This is a genomic window from Xenorhabdus santafensis (assembly GCF_033949405.1).
Taxonomy (GTDB): Bacteria; Pseudomonadota; Gammaproteobacteria; order Enterobacterales; family Enterobacteriaceae; genus Xenorhabdus; species Xenorhabdus santafensis.
In genome coordinates this window covers 89,207-103,841 of the sequence record NZ_VCDN01000021.1, presented here as the reverse complement: position 1 = coordinate 103,841, position 14,635 = coordinate 89,207, and the positions used below count along the sequence as shown (strand labels likewise).

Sequence of the window (14,635 nt, the reverse complement as noted above, 5' to 3'; positions counted from 1 at the left end):
TGATTGCCAGTCTAGACGCAAACACTACACAATGACTGCATAATTCAAATAATTACTGGGATGGAACCCTCGATAGTGGCTATCGGGGTTTAATATTCTATCGATTGCGTTTAATAAAAACGGTAATTTATTAGGCGCAATCATATCTCGAATGTGAGATAAATTCTAAAACTATCTTAAATTTATAATTTATCCCGTACACATTATATTCCTGACTTTAAGTCATATACGCAATTAGCTTCAAATTGCAGGAGGCCGCTTATGTTTTCCCTGCGCCTCGGGGAGAACATAAATACATCTTGAAGTACGACGAGTATAGGACATATTCAACGCCAAACTCTCCCAACGAATGCCCTGCAAATGGGGAGCGTTCTTCTACTGTAATATTCTGACAATAACTGAAGGTTACTTAACAAAACGGATAATGTGACCAAAGTGACAGGAACACTTTTTCCTCTCCTTTTTTGTGACCTCTCCGATAATCGGGTTAGTTAGTTACTTTCCTTAACTTACTATCGTTCTCCCTGCCTCCCCGTCGAATCCACTAAGTCAAAATGCAGGTTATCTTGGCGATAAATAACTGTTTGTTGTTTATGGGAAAAAGTAGCAAAAAATGCCAAATATGCCTTGAGCAGTAGTGAGTATCAAAATTTAGTACACACTACTCAATAAATAACACTTTAGCCTCTCTAAAGTAATAAGAGTGGTTCCATATATGACTAACCCCCGATTCAAGGGGAGTAGAGGTGAATATGCAGATCTCTCGGAGAAAATTGCTGTTAGGGCTTGGTGCTGCTGGCGTATTAGCAGGTGGGGCTTCGGTTTTAGTTCCGATGATTCGTCGTGAGGGTACGTTTATTGTTAGCAAATCCAGAGCATTACCAGTGAATGGTACAGTTGGAGAACTGCCTAAAGAATCTGATGTCGTCATTGTTGGCGGTGGTATCCAAGGTGTTCTGACAGCGATTAATCTCGCAGAAAGAGGTATGAGCGTTACTCTGTTTGAAAAGGGTGACATTGCAGGAGAGCAGTCTGGTCGTGCTTATAGCCAAATCATCAGCTACAAAACATCGCCTGAAGTCTTCCCGATGCACCACTATGGCAAAATACTGTGGCGTGGAATGAATGAAAAGATCGGCGCTGATACCAGCTACCGAACGCAGGGGCGCGTTGAAGTCCCGTCGAGTGAAGAAGATCTGGCGAATGCTATCGCGTGGGTCAAAGCCGCCCAACATTATGATGATTTCGGCACGCCTTTAGAAACCCGATTTATTGAAGGCAATGAGCTGGCTAAACGTCTGGTCGACGCGAAAACGCCGTGGAAAATTGCCGGTTTTGAAGAGGATGCCGGCAGCGTAGATCCCGAAACCGGCGTGCCTGTTTTGGCGAAGTATGCCATGGAGATCGGCGTCAAAATTTTCACCCACTGCGCCGTGCGTGGTATCGAAACATCTGGTGGGAAAGTGTCTGACGTTGTAACTGAAAGGGGGAGCGTCAAAACATCCTCCGTTGTGCTGGCAACGGGTATTTGGTCGAGGCTCTTCATGGGCAACCTTGGCGTAGATATTCCAACACTGGATGTCTACCTGTCACAACAACGTGTTTCCGGCGTACCCGGCGCACCTCGTGGCAACGTTCATCTGCCGACCGGTATTCATTTCCGCGAACAAGCAGACGGCACCTATGCCGTTGCGCCGAGAATCTTCACCAGTTCCATCGTGAAAGACAGTTTCCTGCTGGGGTCTAAGTTCGCTCATTTGCTGAGTGGTGACGAGCTGCCACTCTATTTCTCGCTAGGTAAAGATCTACCCAATTCTTTCAAAATGCCTACTCACTGGAAATTGGATGAAATCTCGCCATTTGAAACTTATCGTACTGTGACGGCAACGCAAAGCAATGTGCACTTGGATACGGTATTTGATCTGATGAAAGCTGAATTTCCCGTGTTCGAAAATTCTAAAGTTGTCGAGCGCTGGGGGGCGATAGTCAGCCCGGCTCCGGACGAGGATCCAATCATTTCGGAAGTGAAGGAATACCCGGGGCTTGTCATTAACACTGCATCGATTTGGGGTATGACGGAAGGGCCCGCAGCTTCAGAAATGACAGCGGATATCGTCATGGGCAAAAAGCCAATTATTGACCCGACGCCATTCAGTCTCTCGCGTTTCAATTCGTAAATAGAGGATGATTATGCGCTTAAAAAACATGTTGTTAGTAATTCCATTTGTCTGGGGTGTTGCCAACGCTGAAGGTATTCGTTACCACAAGCTGGAAGGGATGCCGATCGCTGAGTCTGTGGAGGTCAGCAGTAACAAATCCATTATTTTCCTCAGCGGGAAAGTCCCGACGAAAATCGCGAAAGATGCGCCTGAAGGTGTTTTGGCTTCGTATGGTGATACCGAGACACAAACCGTTAACGTGCTAACGCAGATCCAAAGTCATCTGGGTAAAATCGGGCTGGAAATGAAAAATGTCGTCAAAATGCAGGTGTTTTTAGTCGGCGGCAATGAAACCAACGGCAATATGGATTTCAAAGGTTTTATGGCTGGTTATTCCAAGTTTTTCAATGAAAAGAACACCGACAAACTTCCGGCCCGCACGACTGTTCAGGTAGCAAAACTGGCTAATCCGGCATGGCGTGTTGAGATTGAAGTGACTGCTGTTCGTCCTTGATTGACACGAGGCCGGCTAAATCAGTAAAGGCCATAAACCGCTATCATTGTTAACTGGCCTGAATCCGGTATTCTTACCGGATTCAGGTCTTTTCGTTTTTGCTTTAACTTAGCTGAAAATGTCTGACGATTTTCGTCACTTGGGCGCCATTCAATTATTTTTGCTTATTCAGTTCGCTAACTTCTTTATCCAATTCTTCTATTTTATTCTGCATCAGTTGCCGGCAATGCTCTGCCAATTCACGAACCTGCGCTTTGGTGTACTTTGTCGTATCAATCGGCGGCAGCATTTCAACAATCACCGTGCCGTTATTCCAGCGGTTAAGTTTTATATTGCCGTGCGTTGAAGAAGCACAAACAGGCACAATAGGCACGCCTGCTGTAATCGCCGCATGGAAAGCCCCGGTTTTGAACGGCAGCAAGCCACGGCCCCGGCTGCGGTTTCCTTCGGGGAACATCCAGACTGAAACCCGGTGTTTTTTGATCTGTTCAACAACCTGTGCAATTGTACCGTGCGCTTTTGTCCGGTTATTTCTATCAATCAGAATATTACCTGTCACCCAATAAAGCTGGCCAAAAAAGGGAATAAATACCAAGCTTTTTTTGCCAACGGTCACGGTACGCGGTTGCACTGCATTTGACATTATAATCATGTCGAAATTATTTTGGTGGTTGCCGATATAAATGCTGGGGCCGTACTGACAGGCGTCGGCAGGAATGCGTTCCAATACCTTAATGCCGAATAACTTGCGCAATTTGCCAAATGTGCGGCCAAAAGTCATCACATGACGTGGGTTGCGTGGGCTGAATAGGCAGTAAATACCGCCGATGATAAAGACCAGAATCGTAAACAAAATAACAATAATTCCACGAGTGATCGCGAGCATAGTTGCCTCTTGTAAAGCAGGCCAGTTTGATGCTGGCTTGCACAATTATCATGATTCTATACAGTAATCCTACAGTTTAATTATTTTTGCTTATTCAGTTCGATAACTTCTTTATCTAACTCTTCGATCTTGTTCTGCATCAGTTGCCGGCAATGTTCTGCCAGTTCACGAACCTGCTCTTTGGAGTACTTTGTCGTATCAATCGGTGGCAGCATTTCAACAATCACCGTGCCGTTATTCCAGCGGTTAAGTTTTATATTGCCGTGTGTGGTAGAAACACAAACAGGTACGATTGGCACACCTGCCGTAATCGCCGCATGGAAAGCACCGGTTTTGAATGGCAGCAAACCACGGCCCCGGCTGCGAGTTCCTTCAGGGAACATCCAGACTGAAATCTGGTGTTTTTTGATCTGTTCAACAACCTGTGCAATTGTACCGTGTGCTTTTGTCCGGTTATTTCTATCAATCAGAATATTGCCTGTCACCCAATAAAGCTGGCCAAAAAAGGGAATAAATACCAAGCTTTTTTTGCCAACGGTCACGGTACGCGGCTGCACCGCATTCGACATAGTAATCATGTCGAAATTATTTTGGTGATTGCCGATATAAATACTGGGGCCGTACTGACGGGCATCGGCAGGAATGCGTTCCACCAGCTTAATGCCGAATATTTTGTGCAATTTGCCAAACGCGTGCCCAAAAGTCATCACATGGCGTGGATTGCGTGGGCTGAATAAGCAGTAAATACCACCGAAGAGAAAGACCAGAATAGTAAAAAGAATAACAATAATTCCACGAATGATCGCGAGCATGGTTGCCTCTTGCAAAGCAGGCCAGTATCAAGCTGGCCCGAGTTATAATTTAATTCCATGAGTTCTCAAGTGACAGCCTTGTTGATTGTGCTGCATTTTGAAACTCGATGGGTATAGCGGTTGCCTCAATTTATTTTATGGTTTGGGTGTATCCACTTCGACGCGTTCAACACGCTGTAGACCACGTGGCAGAGAAGTTCCTTTCCTGCCGCGTTCCGCCCTGAATTTCTGCAAGTCTTCTGGGCGAAGCAGTAACTTACGCTTGCCGAAGTAAAGCGTGATCGAAGACTGTGGAGGCAGGATCAGCAACCAGCTCAGCATATCCTCCCCTGACGCTGCCTGGGCTGCAGTAATGGAGACAATTTTATTACCTTTGCCTTTTGAAAGCTGTGGCAGATCAGCTACCGGGAACATCAACAAGCGACCGGCTTTGGTGATCGCCAATAGCATGTCATCCTGTTCATTGTTGATCTCCAGCGGCTGCATGACTTTGGCATTTTCAGGCAAAGTAATCAATGCCTTACCTGCACGGTTTTTGGCAATGAGATCACTGAAAGTACAAATAAAGCCATAACCCGCATCAGATGCCATCAAGAATTTTTGATCTTCTTTTGCCATCAAAAGGTGTTCAACCGATGCCCCGGCCGGCAATGCCAATTTACCCGTCAGCGGTTCGCCCTGCCCTCTGGCTGATGGCAAATCCAGTGGGTCTACCGAGTAACTGCGCCCGGTCGAATCAATAAAGACCACAGGCTGGTTACTTTTGCCACGTGCCGCACTGCGGTAGTTATCTCCGGACTTGTAATTCAAACCAGCCGGATCGATTTCATGCCCTTTCGCGCTGCGTATCCACCCCATTTCTGACATCACAACCGTAATTGGTTCTGATGGCAAAATATCATGATCGCTCATGGCTTTTGCTTCCGTGCGCTCTTTCAGTGGGGAGCGACGTTCATCACCATAGCTTTCGGCATCCGCAATAATTTCTTTTTTCAGCAGCGTATTTAATTTTCGTTCTGAACCCAAGATTGACTGTAGCTTGTCGCGCTCTTTTGCCAGCTCGTCCTGCTCGCCACGGATTTTAACTTCTTCCAGCTTCGCCAAGTGACGTAATTTCAATTCCAGAATGGCTTCGGCCTGCGTTTCTGTTAATCCGAAACGCGACATCAATACGGCCTTGGGTTCATCTTCATTGCGAATAATATGGATCACTTCGTCAATGTTGAGATACGCCACCAGCAAACCTTCCAGAATGTGCAAGCGCTTAAGCACTTTTTCCAGACGGTGATTCAATCGCTTACGCACGGTTTCACGACGGTAAACCAGCCACTCGCTAAGGATTTCAACCAGGCCTTTAACTGCCGGGCGATTATCCAAGCCGATCATATTAAGGTTAATGCGATAGCTTTTTTCCAGATCGGTGGTCGCAAACAGGTGATTCATCACTTGTTCAACATCCACACGATTGGTGCGTGGAACAATCACCAAACGTGTCGGATTTTCGTGATCGGACTCATCACGCAGATCCTCAACCATTGGCAATTTTTTCGCCCGCATTTGGCTGGCGATTTGCTCCAAGATTTTCGCGCCGGAGACTTGATGTGGCAGGGCAGTAATAATGACGTTGCCCTCTTCTTTCGACCACACTGCCCGCATGCGCACTGAGCCACGGCCGCTTTTGTAGATTTTGCGGATATCTTCCTTTGGCGTGATTATCTCAGCTTCTGTTGGGTAATCCGGCCCTTTGATATATTCCATCGCCTCATCAAGCGACAGTTCCGGTTTATCCAGCATCGCAATCAATGCATTCGCCACTTCACGGGAGTTATGCGGCGGAATGTCAGTTGCCATCCCCACGGCGATGCCGGTGGTGCCATTGAGTAAAATATTGGGCAAGCGAGCAGGCAGCATTTTCGGCTCCTGCAAAGTGCCATCAAAGTTTGGCACCCAATCCACTGTACCTTGCCCCAATTCACTCAGCAGCAACTCTGCATATTTGGACAGGCGGGATTCGGTATAACGCATCGCGGCGAAGGATTTCGGATCATCCGGGGCACCCCAGTTACCCTGACCATCCACCAGCGGATAGCGGTATGAGAAAGGCTGTGCCATTAAAACCATCGCTTCATAACAAGCGCCATCGCCATGCGGATGGTATTTACCGAGCACGTCACCCACTGTACGGGCAGATTTTTTAAATTTGGCGCTGTTATTCAGCCCCAGCTCTGACATCGCATAGACAATGCGGCGCTGAACGGGTTTTAAACCATCACCGATAAAAGGCAGCGCCCTGTCCATGATGACGTACATGGAGTAATTCAAATAGGCGTTTTCAGTGAACGTGTGAAGCGACTGGCGCTCCACACCATCGTGAGTTATCTCACTCATGTATTTATTTCCTCAGGATCCTGTTTTGACTACCGTACGGTGATTACTCCCACCCTGCCGGGCGGGAATTTACGGCGTTTCCGCTAAACTTCAATATCAATCGAATCACCTTTTTCTTGCAGCCAATTCCGGCGATCTTCTGAGCGTTTCTTCGCCAGAAGCATATCCATGACAGCAAACGTTTCTTGATAATTTTCATCATCGATAGTCAATTGCACCAGACGGCGCGTATTGGGGTCTAATGTGGTTTCACGCAACTGCATGGGATTCATTTCACCCAATCCTTTAAAGCGTTGGACATTAGGTTTGCCACGCTTGCGGCTTAAACGATCCAGTATGGCGCTCTTTTCCCCTTCATCCAGCGCATAATGCACTTCTTTGCCGAGATCAATGCGATACAGCGGCGGCATCGCCATATAGACATGCCCGCGTTTCACCAGTGTCGGGAAGTGACGGACAAACAGGGCGCACAGCAACGTTGCAATATGCAAGCCATCGGAATCCGCATCCGCCAGTATGCAAACTTTACCGTAACGAAGCTGGCTGAGGTCTTCACTGTCAGGATCGATGCCAATCGCAACGGAAATATCGTGCACTTCCTGCGAAGCCAGCACTTCATCCGAAGAGACTTCCCACGTATTCAAAATTTTCCCGCGCAGCGGCATGATCGCCTGGAATTCACGGTCGCGGGCCTGCTTCGCTGAACCGCCCGCAGAATCCCCTTCCACCAAAAACAGTTCAGTAATATTCAGATCTTGTGCTGTACAGTCTGCTAATTTGCCCGGCAGCGCTGGCCCATTGGTCAGCTTTTTACGTACCACTTTTTTTGCCGCACGCATTCTGCGCTGGGCGCTGGCAATTGCCATTTCAGCAAGCTGTTCCGCATCCTGAGTGTGTTGATTCAGCCACAGACTGAATGCATCTTTTACCACACCGGAAACAAAGGCCGCAGATTGGCGCGATGACAGACGCTCTTTGGTCTGCCCGGCAAATTGTGGATCCTGCATTTTAAGGGATAACACGTAAGCACAGCGATCCCAGATATCGTCGGCAGAGAGTTTGACGCCACGTGGCAACAGGTTGCGGAATTCACAGAATTCACGCATCGCATCCAGTAACCCCTGACGCAGACCGTTGACATGAGTTCCGCCCTGCACGGTCGGGATCAGGTTCACGTAGCTTTCCGTCAGGAGTTCTCCCCCTTCAGGCAGCCAAAGCACAGCCCAGTCAACTGCCTCAGTTTCTCCGCTAAACGTGCCGACAAAAGGCGATTGAGGCAATGTGACCAACCCGTTCACCGCTTCCAGCAGATAATCTGTCAGTCCATCGGCATAGCACCATTTCTGCTCAGTGCCATTCAGTTTGTCCTTAAAGACAATTTCAACCCCCGGACACAGTACTGCCTTGGCTTTCAGCAAATGCGTCAAACGGGTAATAGAAAAGCGGGGAATATCGAAATAGCTTTCATCCGGCCAAAAATGGACGCTGGTTCCGGTGTTGCGTTTGCCACAGCTGCCGATAACATCCAGTTCTTGTACTTTCTCGCCATTTTCAAACGCAATTTGGTGAACTTGGCTGTCACGACGGACAGTCACTTCCACACGCTTGGACAGGGCGTTGACTACAGAGATCCCCACACCATGCAAGCCACCAGAAAACTGGTAATTTTTATTCGAGAATTTTCCACCCGCGTGCAAGCGGGTCAGGATCAGTTCGACAGCAGAAACTTTTTCTTCAGGATGGATATCAACCGGCATACCACGGCCATCATCTATCACTTCCAGAGACTGATCGCTGTGAAGGATTACTTCAATATGCTTCGCGTGACCAGCCAGAGCTTCGTCCACACTGTTATCGATCACTTCCTGTGCCAGATGGTTCGGACGGGTTGTATCGGTATACATACCGGGACGGCGACGAACTGGCTCTAGGCCACTGAGGACTTCAATGGCCTCTGCGTTGTAACTAGATTGAGTCATGTTGTAATTCTGTCGGTTGCTTCATTATTAAGGGGCCAATCAGTATTGATATACTGTTGATAATACCAGTCACTTACCCATTTTTGGCAATTTTTTTACTATTGCCACTGGTTAGCCCTAAGAAGTCAATGATTTGAGGGAAATAGTATTCGAAACCGATAAAAGCATGATTCCCGCCAGATTCGACCGTTTGCCGACACTGCATCAGGTAAGCAACGGCTTGGCGATAATCGAGCACTTCATCCCCTGATTGCTGCAATAACCAGATAAGATCGGGTGATTCCAGCGGGTCAATGTGCATCACTTTAAGATCATGCATATGGCATTGTTCGAGAGTATAGCGCTCTTCGGTGTAGGGATTCACGTTTTCCCCAATATAATTCTGAAGCAAGTCGAATGGACGTACCGCAGGATTAACAACCACGGCAGGTAAACTAAAGCACTGGGAAAGCCAGATGGCCAGATAACCGCCAAGGGAAGAACCCACCAGCCCGATGTGTTCACCGGCACGTTCCATCACCAACTCTTCCAGTAAGATAGCGGTATCTTCAGGATAAGGCGGCAATTGTGGCACCAACATATCAATTTCAGGATGTTGCTGGTGCAGCCACGTTTTCAGCGCATTCGCTTTTGCTGATTGTGGCGAACTGTTGAAACCATGTAAATAAAGTAACGTTGACATTAATACCCGTCCGAATCTAAATCCGGGCAAAACTCGTTACTCTTAAGCCTGTGAACTTGGGTTTTCAGTACTGCTTCTTGGTTGCCAGCCACAGACAGTTCGAGGTAACGCCATCCCGGAGCCACTGTATCAAGCATAAAATTAGTACAATGCGGCTTAAATTGCACACAGGTTGATGGCGTTGCCAGCACACGGATATCATTCCACATTTTGTCAACTTCCTGATGGATATGCCCACACAGTATACCTTTCACCTGTGTTTTGCCTTTCAAATATTCTGATAATTCAGGGGCATTACGTAAACTGTGTTGATCAAGCCAAGTACATCCGGAAGGTAAAGGATGATGGTGAAGCATGACAATTGCATGGCGTTCACTATGTTCATCCAAACATTTTTCCATCCACTCCAACTGGTATTCTGTTAACTCACCATGAGGAACACCCTGCACTTGGCTGTCCAGCATAATCAATTGCCAATGCTGCCCGATAAATATTTGCTTGGAAGGTGAAATGCCTGCAGCCGCCAAAGTATCAACCATCGCAGGCTGATAATCATGATTACCGGGTAACCAAACACAAGGCGCAGGCAAGCGAGCAATTCCTTCAGCAAAAAGCTGGTAGGCATTGATGCTTTGATCCTGAACCAAATCACCGGTCGCAACAACTAAATCAATGTCGAGATTTTGTTCAAGGATCATGTCCAGAACAGCGTGATAGCTGCGATAAGTGTTAACTCCCAGCAACGAATCTCTTTCATTGGCGAAAAGGTGCGTATCGGTAATTTGCAGTATTCTGGCTGTGGCACCTTCTGCCACAGGTATTTCAAGCCGGCTTTCCAAAAGGTTTCCTTTTCCTGTCGATCATAAGGATTATTTTAACGTGTCTTCATACAAAAGATCTGCTGACTGGGGCACACTTCCCGTTTTCCAGCGTAAATTAGGAATTGTCCCCTAACCATTCTTTCTTAAGTTTTTTATGGTGCAGTGCCAGCCACTGTATTGCAATAACCGAAGCCGCATTGTCAATCACACCCTCTTCTACCCACTGATATGCCTGCTCGCGGCTAACAACGAGGACGCGAATATCTTCATGCTCCCCTTCCAGACCGTGAATGCCTGAAGCAGTGGAAGTGTCCACTTCACCGACAAACACATTCATGCGCTCTGTCGTGCCGCCCGGGCTGGAAAGGTAACTCAGTGCCGGCTGACAGCGCTTAATTTCGATGCCTGCTTCTTCCATCGCTTCGCGACGAACGACCTGTTCCGCTTCTTCACCTTCTTCAATCATGCCGGCAATGACTTCCAGTAACCAAGGCGTTTGGCTGGTTTCAATTGCTGGAATACGAATTTGTTCAATTAAAACAACTTCGTCACGCACAGGATCATAAGGCAGTAAAACTCCCGCATGGCCTCGCTCAAAAACCTCACGGCTTACGGTTTCACTCCATCCGCCCCGGAACAGCCGATGTTTGAACTGATATTCCGTCATGGTGAAAAAACCACGGTAGAGTGTCTTGCGGGAAGTGATTTCAACATCTTGTTTTGTAAAAGTTTGCTCGGTGAACGTCTGTTCTGTGGCACTGAATGGTGAGACCTGTTCTTTACCCATAAAACCCTCTGATTATTTTAAATATTTCCTATTATTAAAATGTATTTTGTCATTTTGATCTAAATAAATTCATGTCATAGTACAAACAAGCTGAAAAATGAGGCAATATGGCACAAACAGCCACCCTACCCTGCTGGCATTCTCTGCTAGAATCTACTGTAATCGTTTTTATGCAGAGGCAACTTAAGCAAAATAGCTGCACAACAAGGAACGCAAATGAAGAAATTGCTCTCTCTTTTTATCGCTATGAATCTGGTAGGTTTTAGTGCTTCAAGCCACGCAGCCGATCTGTTGCAGATTTATCAGCAAGCAAAAGAAACAAACCCTGAATTGCTTAATGCACAAGCTAAGCGCAATTCAATTGTTGAAGGTATTAATATAGCGCGCAGTAGTTTATTGCCTCAATTGAGTTTGAGTGCAGGTGTTGATTATAAGAAAGGCTTCCGCTCTCCCGAAAATTCGGAGTCCCACAGTACAAATGCCGGCCTATCTCTAACCCAGACCATCTTTGATATGTCAAAATGGTCTAAGCTGAACCAAGCAGAGAAAAACGCAGCTATCGCCGATATCACTTATCAGACAGCCCAGCAAGAATTAATACTGGGCACGGCTAAAGCTTACTTTGACGTTCTCGAAAAAATTGATGCATTGACATTTACCGAAGCCAATAAAGCATCGTTATATCGCCAATTAGATCAAACCACACAACGCTTCAACGTGGGGCTGGCTGCTATTACTGATGTTCAAAATGCCCGTTCAGCATATGACACTATTCTGGCGCAAGAAGTCTCTGATCGTAACGAGTTAGAAAATTCGTTAGAAAAGCTGCGAATGATTACCGGTGTGCATTATCCACAGTTGGCCGGATTGAATATTGAACAGTTCAAAACCAAACAACCAGAACCCGCCAATAATACCCTGAAGGAAGCAGAAACCCGCAATCTTAGCCTGCTGTCAGCACGTTTAAAGCAAGACTTAAGCCGCGAACAAATCAAAGAGTCGCAGACTGGCTATATGCCAACCCTGGAGTTATCGGCAAAAACGGGTGTCAATAATAGTCACAGCCGTGGTGCTAATTATAGCAATGCTTATGGTGGGAGTAATTCCGTTGGATTATCCTTATCTCTGCCTCTATTTAACGGCGGAAACACCTATTCCCACGTGGAACAAGCAAAATATAATTTTGTCAGCGCCAGCCAAGCCTTGGAAGAGAAGTACCGCAATGTGATACAAGCTGTGCGTTCTTCTTCCAACAATATTTCTGGTGCCATCAGTAGTATTGAAGCCTACAAACAGGCCGTTCTTTCTGCCCAAAGCTCACTGGATGCAACGGAAGCGGGCTATCAGGTAGGCACCCGTACTATTGTTGATGTGCTGAAGTCAACATCCGAATTGTATCAGGCTAAGCAGAACTTATCTAAAGCACGTTATAATTATCTGATTTCACAATTAACGAATGAACAAGCCCGTGGTACGTTAAATGAAAACGATTTGGTAGCCTTGAATAAAATGCTGGGCGCACAAATCTCAACCTCTGCCAGTGATCTCATCAAAGAGATGAAAACGCCATCAGTTCGCTGAATTAATGAGCTATCGTTTTTCATTAAAAAACGTTATATTAAAGAAGCTATACTAAAGAGCAGCCCGCCAATGTGTGGGCTGTTTTTTAACGCTTCCTGAGCGCTGCTCCCATTAGGTAATATGAATGGGATACGCTCTTAATCCTAATCAGATACCTTCAAGATGGATGCACCTATGACAATGAAACGGACAAAAGAGATAAACCGCGATTCTTTCCGCAAAACGTGGCGCAGCTATCGTCTGGCACCTGTAGCACTTGCTATCAGTGCGGCTTTCCTGCTATCAGCCTGTGAACAGAACGATGAAACGGTGTCACTCTATACCAATGCCGATGAGTGCTCTCAGGCGAATCCTTCTCAAAGCGAGCAATGCAAAACCGCTTACAACAATGCCCTGAAAGAAGCGGAGAAAACCGCACCAAAATATGCCTCACGTGAAGAATGTGTCGCTGAGTTTGGTGAACAGCAATGTACACAGGCACCTGCTCAGGCGGGAGTCGGTCAGGCTCAGGCTCAAAACAGCAGCGGCAGTTTCTGGATGCCGTTAATGGCAGGTTATATGATGGGCCGTTTGATGGGAGGCAGTGCTGCACCATCGCAACCGCTGTTTACATCAAAATCTGCTTCCAGCCCGGCTAATGGCAAGTTTGTTGATGCTACGGGTAAAAGCTATGGCCCTGCCACTGCCGGCGGCCGCAGCATGACTGTGCCAAAAACTGCAATGGCACCAAAACCTGCGACGACGTCTACAATTACTCGCGGCGGGTTCGGTGAATCTGTGGCGAAGCAATCGTCTATGCAGCGTTCATCTGCCAGCTCAAGTTCTAAATCTTCCCGCTCTATGGGTGGTTAATCAACGATGAAACGCATTGGAATTACCGAGCGCCCGGATTGGCGCGAAAAAGCGGCAGAATACGGCTTCAATTTTCACACCATGTACGACCAGCCTTATTGGAGTGAAGAGGCTTATTACCAATTTACGCTGGCTCAGATTGAAGAGATTGAAGATGCAACGGCAGAGTTGCACCAAATGTGTTTGCAGGTCGTGGAAAAAGTGGTCAACAGCGAAGAACTGCTGACTAAATTCCAAATCCCAAAACACTGCTGGGAATTTGTCCGTTCTTCATGGGTAACGAGCCAGCCTTCACTCTATTCCCGTTTAGATCTGGCCTATGATGGCAAAAATCCACCCAAATTGCTGGAAAACAACGCCGATACGCCAACTTCGCTGTACGAATCGGCCTTTTTCCAGTGGATTTGGCTGGAAGATCAGATCAACGCGGGCAATCTGCCGTCAAATGCCGATCAGTTCAACAGCCTGCAAGAAAAACTGATTGATCGCTTTACCCAATTGCGCGAAAAGCACGGATTTGGCCTGCTGCATATGGCTTGCTGTCAGGATACTGAAGAAGATCGCGGCACTATCCAATATTTGCAGGATTGTGCGGCAGAAGCAGGGATCCCGACAGAATTCCTGTTTATCGAAGATATCGGGCTAGGCGAGAAAGGGCAGTTTACGGATTTGCAGGATCAAGTGATCGGCAACCTGTTCAAGCTGTATCCGTGGGAGTTTATGCTGCGTGAAATGTTCTCTACCAAACTTGCTGACGCAGGTGTCCGCTGGCTGGAGCCGGCATGGAAGAGCATTATCTCCAATAAAGCCCTGCTGCCGATGTTGTGGAAAATGTTTCCGGATCATCCAAACCTGCTGCCAGCATATTTTGCAGACGAACGCCCTTCCGACATGGATAGCTATGTTGTTAAACCGCTATTCTCCCGTGAAGGGGCCAATATCCAGATCATTGAAAATGGTCGGGAGATTGCCAATGCTGATGGCCCTTATGGGGAAGAAGGCATGATTGTTCAGCAATTCCATGCGTTGCCAAAATTTGGTGATAATTATACGTTGATTGGCAGTTGGCTGGTGGATGACCAATCTGCAGGCATTTGTATTCGTGAAGATCAGGGCTTGATTACGCAAGATTTGTCGCGTTTTTACCCTCACATAATTTTAGATTGATATAGCG

At 47.0% G+C, this 14,635-nt stretch carries 12 protein-coding genes; 5 read left to right on the top strand and 7 right to left on the bottom strand.

All coding sequences use genetic code 11. The annotated features are described in order from the left end of the window. Positions 1-752: 752 nt before the first annotated feature. Entirely contained in the window at positions 753-2,177 is a 1,425-nt protein-coding gene (locus FE392_RS07010) for an NAD(P)/FAD-dependent oxidoreductase (protein WP_319929508.1), read from the top strand. A 13-nt stretch (positions 2,178-2,190) separates the two neighbouring features. Next, a complete protein-coding gene (locus tag FE392_RS07005; RefSeq protein ID WP_319929507.1) occupies positions 2,191-2,673 on the top strand; it encodes a RidA family protein in 483 nt (160 codons plus the stop codon). A 154-nt stretch (positions 2,674-2,827) separates the two neighbouring features. Here FE392_RS07005 and FE392_RS07000 read toward each other — a convergent pair whose 3' ends face one another. The 7 genes from FE392_RS07000 to nudF form a co-directional block, all read right to left on the bottom strand. After that, positions 2,828-3,559, bottom strand: coding sequence for a 1-acylglycerol-3-phosphate O-acyltransferase (locus tag FE392_RS07000; RefSeq protein ID WP_319929506.1), 732 nt, complete (start codon positions 3,557-3,559; stop codon positions 2,828-2,830). Between the two features lie 80 nt (positions 3,560-3,639). Then, a complete protein-coding gene (locus FE392_RS06995; protein WP_319929505.1) occupies positions 3,640-4,371 on the bottom strand; it encodes a 1-acylglycerol-3-phosphate O-acyltransferase in 732 nt (243 codons plus the stop codon). Positions 4,372-4,506: 135 nt separating this feature from the next. Next, positions 4,507-6,759, bottom strand: a complete 2,253-nt coding sequence (gene parC / locus FE392_RS06990) for a DNA topoisomerase IV subunit A (RefSeq protein WP_319929504.1) — start codon at positions 6,757-6,759, stop codon at positions 4,507-4,509. Positions 6,760-6,842: 83 nt separating this feature from the next. Continuing rightward, positions 6,843-8,738 (bottom strand): DNA topoisomerase IV subunit B, encoded by a 1,896-nt coding sequence (parE, locus tag FE392_RS06985; protein WP_319929503.1) that lies wholly within the window; start codon positions 8,736-8,738, stop codon positions 6,843-6,845. Positions 8,739-8,811: 73 nt separating this feature from the next. Continuing rightward, positions 8,812-9,420 carry an esterase YqiA gene (gene yqiA / locus FE392_RS06980; protein WP_319929502.1) on the bottom strand — a complete coding sequence of 203 codons (609 nt, stop codon included), beginning with the start codon at positions 9,418-9,420 and terminating at the stop codon, positions 8,812-8,814. Then, entirely contained in the window at positions 9,420-10,259 is an 840-nt protein-coding gene (cpdA, locus tag FE392_RS06975; RefSeq protein ID WP_319929501.1) for a 3',5'-cyclic-AMP phosphodiesterase, read from the bottom strand. Before cpdA ends, yqiA begins: the two co-directional genes overlap by 1 nt. 97 nt (positions 10,260-10,356) lie before the next feature. Further along, the gene (gene nudF, locus FE392_RS06970; RefSeq protein ID WP_319929500.1) at positions 10,357-11,028 is read right to left on the bottom strand and encodes an ADP-ribose diphosphatase; all 672 of its coding nucleotides are present in this window, start codon (positions 11,026-11,028) and stop codon (positions 10,357-10,359) included. 216 nt (positions 11,029-11,244) lie between these two features. Here nudF and tolC point away from each other — a divergent pair, with 216 nt between their 5' ends. The 3 genes from tolC (at position 11,245) to FE392_RS06955 (ending at position 14,628) form a co-directional block, all read left to right on the top strand. Then, a complete protein-coding gene (tolC, locus tag FE392_RS06965; protein WP_319929499.1) occupies positions 11,245-12,609 on the top strand; it encodes an outer membrane channel protein TolC in 1,365 nt (454 codons plus the stop codon). 180 nt (positions 12,610-12,789) lie between these two features. After that, the gene (locus FE392_RS06960) at positions 12,790-13,461 is read left to right on the top strand and encodes a DUF1190 family protein (protein ID WP_319929547.1); all 672 of its coding nucleotides are present in this window, start codon (positions 12,790-12,792) and stop codon (positions 13,459-13,461) included. A gap of 6 nt (positions 13,462-13,467) precedes the next feature. Beyond that, on the top strand, positions 13,468-14,628 hold the full coding sequence (locus FE392_RS06955) for a glutathionylspermidine synthase family protein (RefSeq protein ID WP_319929498.1): 1,161 nt from the start codon (positions 13,468-13,470) through the stop codon (positions 14,626-14,628). The last annotated feature ends 7 nt before the right edge of the window (positions 14,629-14,635 follow it).

Excerpts from the sequence above, each read along its gene's own strand:
- FE392_RS07010 (WP_319929508.1), top strand. The coding sequence starts at position 753 with ATGCAGATCTCTCGGAGAAAATTGCTGTTAGGGCTTGGTGCTGCTGGC.
- FE392_RS07005 (WP_319929507.1), top strand. The coding sequence starts at position 2,191 with ATGCGCTTAAAAAACATGTTGTTAGTAATTCCATTTGTCTGGGGTGTT.
- FE392_RS07000 (WP_319929506.1), bottom strand. The coding sequence starts at position 3,559 with ATGCTCGCGATCACTCGTGGAATTATTGTTATTTTGTTTACGATTCTG.
- FE392_RS06995 (WP_319929505.1), bottom strand. The coding sequence starts at position 4,371 with ATGCTCGCGATCATTCGTGGAATTATTGTTATTCTTTTTACTATTCTG.
- parC (WP_319929504.1), bottom strand. The coding sequence starts at position 6,759 with ATGAGTGAGATAACTCACGATGGTGTGGAGCGCCAGTCGCTTCACACG.
- parE (WP_319929503.1), bottom strand. The coding sequence starts at position 8,738 with ATGACTCAATCTAGTTACAACGCAGAGGCCATTGAAGTCCTCAGTGGC.
- yqiA (WP_319929502.1), bottom strand. The coding sequence starts at position 9,420 with ATGTCAACGTTACTTTATTTACATGGTTTCAACAGTTCGCCACAATCA.
- nudF (WP_319929500.1), bottom strand. The coding sequence starts at position 11,028 with ATGGGTAAAGAACAGGTCTCACCATTCAGTGCCACAGAACAGACGTTC.
- tolC (WP_319929499.1), top strand. The coding sequence starts at position 11,245 with ATGAAGAAATTGCTCTCTCTTTTTATCGCTATGAATCTGGTAGGTTTT.
- FE392_RS06960 (WP_319929547.1), top strand. The coding sequence starts at position 12,790 with ATGAAACGGACAAAAGAGATAAACCGCGATTCTTTCCGCAAAACGTGG.
- FE392_RS06955 (WP_319929498.1), top strand. The coding sequence starts at position 13,468 with ATGAAACGCATTGGAATTACCGAGCGCCCGGATTGGCGCGAAAAAGCG.